We start from the raw sequence: 7851 nt of genomic DNA, 5'->3' as shown, positions 1-7851 counted from the left end.
AAGACAGTTGGCGAATGAAGCATCGAAAAACCATATTTGGGCAGCAAAGTGTTTCAAATTAATAAGCAGAGATTGTGTCATTTTACTTGACGGTCACACCCTTTTGGTGCAGATCAAATTAGCGTTATGCAAGAACAGGCAGCAGAAGTTCTGACTTGGTTTGATGGTATGAATAACCCGATACCATCTTGGTATTTAGAAGACTATTGTGTGTCTTAAAGATTTTTAATGATATTCACCAATCGGGCGAGAATGGAATAAGAGGCAGCCGCCATTTTTACTTTATGCCAATTTGTTAAAGAATTGTGGGTAAAAACAGATTAGCCAAAACGTATTGTTAGTAGAATAAAGAGAAATAGGAGAAGTGGATAATGCCAGCTTATAATAAACTTGTTCGAGACAAAATCCCAGAGTTAATCGAAAGAAATGGAGAAACATGCAAGGTTAAAATGCTTGATAAATCAACGTATTTTCAGGAATTAAAAACAAAATTGAAAGAAGAAGTAAATGAGTACTTACAAGCAGAAAACGATGTAGAAGCAGTTGAAGAACTCTCTGATGTTCTGGAAATTATACATTCCTTATCAACAATTCATGGGGAAGGATTTAAAGACATAGAAGCAGCAAGAAAAAAGAAATTTGTTGAACGGGGTGGTTTTAAGGAAAAGGTTTACCTAATTGAAGTCGATGATAACTAATTTAACATTAATTTATTAAGCAAACGGGCGCCATTCTTGAATAAGAGCCTGCTCTTAACTTTACATTTTAAATGCCATTTTGTGGAGGATTACTAATCAAGAGGTGGAATTCATGTCCCAAAAAAAGATAAAGCAAATTTTCTGGTTTACATATGCATGTCTGTTCGTTATATTTTATTTCGCTGTCATGCTGTTTAAATACCTAACTAATGATAGTTTAGATTGGTTAAATACTTTTACATTCATGTTTTGTATTTCTCTTATTTACCTTTTATTAAGGCAAACAAAAAATCGATAAGCGTTCTATTACTTATCTTCTTTTGTCTTTATTATTTAGTTCTCAATTGATAGTTAAAACTATTCCATAAATACAATCTTTATCAAACGGGCGCAATTCCAGAACAAGAACCAGCGCCCTTATTACGGATTAGAGCCATTTAATTGAATAATCGTAAATGCTGAATAGAAAAGGGATTAGGAGGGGGATTATGTTAGCGCCGGATAGCATATTATCTTGTTGGAGAAAATTCGATGGGTTTCCAATGGATACATTAACGAAAGCATGGTTTTATGATAAAGCAAGTAATGGGAGACAAAGAGATGTCTCCCTAATGAAAGAGCATAAAAGCCAATATGGTATTACAGGAAATTGTTATGACCTTGCAATCTGGTTACTTGATGAATTTGAAAAAAATGGTGTGAAAGCATTCCCAATTGGTCATGATTTAAATACAATTGATGCACATGTTGCAATAGTGGCATTAGATGAAAATGGTAACCGTTTTCTCTGTGATTTAGGCGATCAATGGTTAAATCCAATTTTGATAGATTCTATGAGTGAAGACTTTACATATGAAAAATTGGATGGATTTTTTCCTGCTGCGCAAATTCAAGTGAAATCTGTAGGAAACATGATTGAAGTAACATATCATAGACCAAATGGAAAAGTATCACGACAATTTTATGATCCGGAACCAATTAATAAGGACGACTTTTTTAAGGCCGCCGAATACTCGCAGAATTTAATTAAACCAAAACCCCTTTTGGAGTGTAGAACACCCTACAAAAATGATATTGCTCACTGGGAATTTTATGATTGGAAGAGTTTTCTAAGTACCAGTGAAGGGTTAATTAATGAACAATCGCTAAATACAGTAGATGAATGGTCAGAAAAAATAAAACTTAAAACAGGATATAATAAGCAATTCCTTATTGAGGCATTGGAAATTTACAAGGCTATGGCTAAATTGAAATATTAGTTATGCCATTAAATGGCGATTATACCGCATAAGGATAAGCGCCTTATCTTTATACTAATACATTTCGATTGTTAAATAAAGGTTGAGTAATAAGACCATACTGAAATCAAATTAATTGATTCATAGTATGGGAGTGTGAAAACATGTTGTTGTCGGAAGCGTAGGAAAAGTACCAATCAGATAAAATAATTGAAGGTTATTCTCTTCTTACTATAATAGAAGAAGAGATTGAGTATTACGAAAAGGATTTTGAAGAGTATGTAGAGACTTGGGAAAAGTTTTTGGATGTGGCTGTCTTTGGTGACTCCAGAAGAACACCACTATTAATGACTGCGGCGAAGGATTTATCCCTTGTTAAGGATGGAAGGTATTATTGGCACGCAAGGGGAAAAACGGCTGGTAACATTATTAGAGGTATGCACAAAGATGAAACGGAGGATATTTATGAAAACCTCCCTAATAACTTAAATATCTTATTACTCCGTGCAACCCTTCCTAAGTCACAAGATGCGTACAGGGATTTAACTTCAGGCATATTAGAACAAAAAACAGGAGCAACTGTAAAGTTAGTTCCTAATGTTTCTCATATGTTACATTGGGATAATCCAGAAGTTGTAATAAAAGAAATAAAAGAAAGATGGTAGTTGGGTTATTCAACTATCGGGCGCAATTGTGGAATAAAATGAATGAGCCCTAATTATTAACTTTGTTCAATTAAGTGGTGTAGCCGGTACGTTATCGTGCCGGTATTTTTTTATGCTTGCAGGATTTTCTTTTGACGTAACCAAGAAAAAGATGGATGGCGACTTGGAAAAAATTTGATACAATTTATGTGTGGAGCATTGAATACTTTGAATTTAACAAGCGGGAAAATAGGTTATTGGTGTCTAGTTAATTTATAGAAAGATAAAAAGGAGGGAAGAAATGATTTTGAAGAGAGTGGACTAGAGGGAGTCTTTGCAGTAACTGAAGAAAAAAATTTTATAAATAGTGAATCCATTATTCCATATATTCTTCGTGGGAAGGTAGTTCATAAAATTTAAATCATCTTCAACTATTGGGCGCAGTTGTTTAATAAGTAGTGTTCAAGAATTAGGCCAGATAATTGAAGAAGACCTACTGAGATGCGATAGTTAAAAAATTAATTGTGTTAAATTATGGGTAACGAGTTTTAGGACTGTGAGTATTAAGAATGAATAAAGTTAAAGTAGAATTATAATACTTTAGGGAAAATGATTGTATTGAAGGTAAATAAACACAATGCGTAACATTACATAGTAGAAGGTGGGGGAATAAATCAATGACAACATCGTCCAATCAATCTATTATAATCAAGCACCTGATACATTACAAAGTGAGATTGCCGTAATGCTACATCAGGTTTGGCCAGATGCTTGTCCGATGCCGGGAGCAACGATTCCGAAAGCTCACGATAAAGAACTTAATGCACGCTCAGTTTATTCCTACATAGATGGGAAGTTGGTCAGCTATGCAGGTGTAGTGCATAAGACTATCAAGCACGATGGACAAACATTCAATATTGCTGGACTTAGTTGTGTGGCTACTCATCCCAAGTATCATGGTCAAGGGTTAGGTTTACGTACAGTCGCTGCCGCTACTCAATGGATTGAAAAACAAAGAGACATAGATTTTGGCATATTCACGTGTAAACCATCTTTAGCTTCTTTCTATAATCGTGCCGGTGCTTGGCTTGTTGTACCAGATGTGGTGCTCATTGGTAGCCGAGGTGAGGGGGCTTTATCTAGCGAAACCTTAGACGTTGTTGTTCTGATGCGTCTGTTTTCTGAAAAAGCCAAGGCTTATGAATCGATCTTGCGTCATACTACTATTAATCTTGATTTTCCAGATGGTCAGTTTCTATAATAATCTGAGACCGATCTTTAGCAATCGGGCGCAATAACGGAACAAAGTTGTGCTAGAATTCGGCCAGATAATTAAACAACACATCTTGTGAAAATAACAGAGACTTGAAATAATTGTAATTAGGTTAACGTAGCATTAATGTAAAAATAATTTGTTAAAAAACGGAGGGAGATTTTATGAAAAGGAAATCGGGTTTGATTTTTGGTTTTATAGGAGTTCTTGTACTATCAACTGGATTTACAGATGTATTAGCAAAAGGGCAAGTTGATGTTAGTGATGGAGATAAAATTAAAGTTGTAACAGTAGAGGAACAAGAAGCACGTGAAGGTAAGGACATTAAAACAGTCATAACCGCAGAAGAACAAAATAGTGTAGAGAATTCATCAGCTTTATCAGGATTTGTACCGCAAAAAAATGGAGAAGGGTTTTATTTTATAAAAGAAAAATAAACTTGAATATAATTATTCAAGTAACGGGTGCTTTAACGAAATTGTATGCTGGAATCTTAATTGAGAAATGGGTGTAATTGAATGGAAAGAGTGTTAAAATCTAAAACTTTTATAATTACAATGGGAGTAATAAGTATTTTAGCTATATTTTTAACCTTAAAAAAGGATGTAATTTTCCAAGAAGGAAACCCAGTTCCGATGGCATTAGCTATGTCAAAAATGATTTTTCAAGATAGAGAAATTGCCGAAATAAAAGGAGCAGAAGAGATAGGCGGGATTTACGGATATTTGGTAAAACGAGGAGAAATGGAGCCATACATTAAAATGATGGAAAAGGAGGGGTGGCGTTTTGTAGGAAGAGATGAGATTGGTAATGCTCTGAAATTTGAAAAAGGGAATACAACTCAAAGCATTGCTTATCAATATTACACGAGATGGTACACAATAATTTACTCTTAGACAAACGGGCACACTTCCATAATAGGAAATCACTCACGTTTGCTTTCTGGTCCGCTTTTCCGAAAAATTTAATAAGCCAAAATGTTTTTTTATTTAAACCAAAATTTTGGCTTATACACTTGTAAAAAACAAAAATTAATTAAATTGATGCAACCACTACACTAGGCTTATCCGTCTGCTTTTCTTATAATAGGAAATCTTACAAATAATATCACAACACTAACCAGTAATGGTAGGGAACTCCATGCCATTATTATGTTAATCTTGATGCCTATACCTAGTAAAAATGAGGTAATTGCATAGGAAAGGGGAATAAGCCCTAAAGACCCTGTACGAATTAAGCCCATTACTCTTCCTATCTTATTTCTATCTGTATATGTTTGAACCATAGAAATTAACGGAATATTATTGCGGGGTTAAGCATACCAATTAAAATGATGACTGGAATGGCAATCTCAATGATTTGTACCTGACTGAATAGAAGCATTCCCAGCCCTTGAAGAGCAATTAAATATAAAGCATATGCTCCTCTGTTTCTATTTATATTAATGATACTAATAATAATCGAGTCAGCAATCATCCCGAAGGTAAATCCCCCTTGAACGAAGCTATAGTCTAAGGAATTTCCCTTCAACACACCTTCAACAAAAATGGGCAGCCCCATCATTAGTGGACCTGATATAAATAGATTTGTAATAACTGTAATAGTAAATAATGCTCGCAACAATGGTTTTTCCCAAGTATACACAAATCCTTCTTTCAGTTGTTTGATAAAAGAAATATCTTTCTGCTCTTTTACCATAGAAGTCCCATGAGTTACCCTAATAAAAAGAACGCATAGGCCTGCAATACCCAGTGCTGGGCAAGAGTTCGATATTGTATGAGGGCATTGAAAAGCTTGTGTTTTTTATAAATAAACTCATTACAGAGAAAAATAAGGCGCTTTTTGTTCAATTTGAACAGAAAACGCCTTATTTTTGTTTCTTTATTATTCTTTTTCATTCAGAAGCTTTAAGATTCTTTTTAGATTGACAGCGAATATCGTCGTTGTGCCCTGAATTTGCATACCAAATGAACCTGCAGCCGATACTTGATCGTACCCGTGTTTATTTTTTACTCACTATTTTTTGCTTCGATTTTATAGCGTTCTCGAGCTGAGCGTTTAAATTCTTCTGTTTCTTGAAAAGCTTGTTGGTCAAAATGTTCCTTTAATTTAATAGCAAAAGAACAGGTTTTAGTTTTTGAGCCTTCTTTAAAACATCCTTCTCGGAATGGACAGACCTTACATTTTTCAACGTCTATTAAATAAACTATTCTTGGGGTCCTACCCCATGCCCATCAAGTTAATTCAAATGACTACCCCCCAAACGGAAAAAGCGCTATCCTTTCAGTAATATATGGGAAAGGATGGTGTTTTTTTATGAGTCGTGAAATTTCAGATGAACTGACTCTCTTTTCACAGGAACTACAACGATCCTTGTCTCCAAAAGTTCTCCAACAGCTGGCCAAAGAAGTCGGTTTTGTTCAAAGGACGAGTAAGTACCAGGCCAAAGATTTAATAGCGCTATGCGTGTGGTTAAGCCAAAAAGTAGCGAGCACTTCCCTAGCACAGCTATGTAGTTGTTTAGAATCTTCAACGGGAGTTTTAATGAGTCCTGAAGGACTTAATCAACGATTTAATCCTACGGCTGTCGAGCTCTTACGACATGTTTTCGCTACCTTGCTTACTAAGAAGTTGTCTACTTCTAGTTTTTTTTCTCATCGTTACGTTTCACAGTTTCGAAGTATACGAATCTTGGATTCTACGACCTTTCAATTGCCAGATGTTTTTGCTAAAACCTATCAAGGATCTGGAGGAAGTAGCCATACGGCTGGCGTGAAAATTCAACTGGAATATGATCTTCTCAGTGGCCAATTCCTCCATGTTCATTCGGTTCCACATGCTTACAGACGGTACAAACAGGTGACTTATGTATACGTGATTTAGGATATTTTGACCTCAATGACCTCCATCAGATGGACGAGAAGGGCGCTTCTTATATCTCTCGTTTAAAATTAAACACTCGGGTTTATCTAAAGAACCCTAATCCTGAATACTTCAAAAATGGAACACTCAAAAAACAAACCGAATATATTCAATTAGATATGGAAGAGATCATGCATCAATTAAAGCAAGGACAAACCCATGAAATCTCAGATGTTTATATTGGGAAAAATCAAAAGCTGCCGACTAGAGTCATTATCCACCGACTTACGGAAGAGCAAACCCGAACACGATTGGAAAATCATGCGGTAAAGGAGAAAAAGAAAGGGATTGTTATGAAGGAACGGAGTAAACGATTGAGTGCGATAAATGTATACATAACCAATGCATCACCCGAAGTTGTTCCAACGGAACACATTCACGATCTTTACTCTTTACGTTGGCAAATTGAAATACTGTTTAAGTCATGGAAATCCTTCTTTGAAATCGATCATTGTAAAGAAATCAAAAAAGAGCGTTTAGAATGTCATCTCTATGGTCAACTCATCGCTATCCTCCTTTGTTCTTCCACCATGTTTCAAATGCGGCAGCTACTTCTCACCAAGAAAAAACAAGAACTTAGCGAATATAAAGCCATTTATATCATTAAAGATTATTTTGTATTACTGTTTCAATCGATACAAAAAGGCACCCAAGAGCTATCAAAGGTCCTGTTTCGCCTATTTGCCATCCTACAGAAAAACGGGCGAAAGTCTCACCGATACGAGAAAAAAACAGTCTTTGATATATTGGGTGTTGTCTATCAGTATACCACGTGCCAAAAGAAAGCAGCGTAATTTTTAAAAAATAGCTTGTATCAGGCTTATTTGGTATGCTTTTTTTTCAGTAGCATAGACATTACTTTGCAAAACGGCTCTATTTTACCCATTCATGAATGCTAGCTTGATGGGCATGGGGTCCTACCAACAAAAAGCGCAAAACATACGCTAAGCAATTTTCGACATGAAAAAGGTCGAATTTTCCTACGCTAAGGAAATATCGGCTTTTATTTAAAGATAAGAAAGTATAAAAATTTGGCTATACCAGAGTGTTACTTACTGTGGTATTTTAAGTATATG

7 protein-coding genes and 2 pseudogenes are annotated in these 7851 nt (G+C 35.3%); 7 read left to right on the top strand and 2 right to left on the bottom strand.

The features are described 5' to 3' along the window. Window positions 1–371 precede the first annotated feature (371 nt). The 6 genes from ABDZ84_RS00310 (at window position 372) to ABDZ84_RS00285 (ending at window position 4749) form a co-directional block, all read left to right on the top strand. The gene (locus ABDZ84_RS00310) at window positions 372–698 is read left to right on the top strand and encodes a nucleoside triphosphate pyrophosphohydrolase (RefSeq protein WP_026679669.1); all 327 of its coding nucleotides are present in this window, start codon (window positions 372–374) and stop codon (window positions 696–698) included. Window positions 699–1186: 488 nt separating this feature from the next. Further along, a complete protein-coding gene (locus tag ABDZ84_RS00305; protein ID WP_200862536.1) occupies window positions 1187–1957 on the top strand; it encodes a hypothetical protein in 771 nt (256 codons plus the stop codon). Window positions 1958–2238: 281 nt separating this feature from the next. Further along, window positions 2239–2601, top strand: coding sequence for a hypothetical protein (locus tag ABDZ84_RS00300; RefSeq protein WP_051388221.1), 363 nt, complete (start codon window positions 2239–2241; stop codon window positions 2599–2601). A 652-nt stretch (window positions 2602–3253) separates the two neighbouring features. Beyond that, on the top strand, window positions 3254–3841 hold the full coding sequence (locus ABDZ84_RS00295) for a GNAT family N-acetyltransferase (protein ID WP_026679667.1): 588 nt from the start codon (window positions 3254–3256) through the stop codon (window positions 3839–3841). 176 nt (window positions 3842–4017) lie between these two features. After that, complete coding sequence (locus tag ABDZ84_RS00290) at window positions 4018–4290, top strand: hypothetical protein (RefSeq protein ID WP_026679666.1); 273 nt, start codon at window positions 4018–4020, stop codon at window positions 4288–4290. Between the two features lie 90 nt (window positions 4291–4380). After that, window positions 4381–4749 carry a hypothetical protein gene (locus ABDZ84_RS00285; protein ID WP_026679665.1) on the top strand — a complete coding sequence of 123 codons (369 nt, stop codon included), beginning with the start codon at window positions 4381–4383 and terminating at the stop codon, window positions 4747–4749. A gap of 394 nt (window positions 4750–5143) precedes the next feature. On the opposite strand, the gene ABDZ84_RS00280 is transcribed toward ABDZ84_RS00285, so the two are convergent. Both ABDZ84_RS00280 and ABDZ84_RS00275 read right to left on the bottom strand, forming a co-directional pair. After that, window positions 5144–5551: an MFS transporter gene (locus tag ABDZ84_RS00280; protein WP_026679663.1), complete on the bottom strand. Its 408-nt coding sequence runs from the start codon at window positions 5549–5551 to the stop codon at window positions 5144–5146. Window positions 5552–5737: 186 nt separating this feature from the next. After that, a pseudogene (locus tag ABDZ84_RS00275) lies at window positions 5738–6057 on the bottom strand (transposase); the annotation flags it as partial. A gap of 112 nt (window positions 6058–6169) precedes the next feature. Between ABDZ84_RS00275 and ABDZ84_RS00270 the strand changes: the two are divergent. Continuing rightward, window positions 6170–7569: pseudogene (locus ABDZ84_RS00270) on the top strand (IS4 family transposase). The last annotated feature ends 282 nt before the right edge of the window (window positions 7570–7851 follow it).

The organism is Virgibacillus salarius (assembly GCF_039521925.1).
GTDB lineage: Bacteria > Bacillota > Bacilli > Bacillales > Amphibacillaceae > Virgibacillus > Virgibacillus salarius.
Note: the sequence above shows the minus strand (reverse complement) of the source record. Positions and strands in the feature narration are given on the sequence as shown.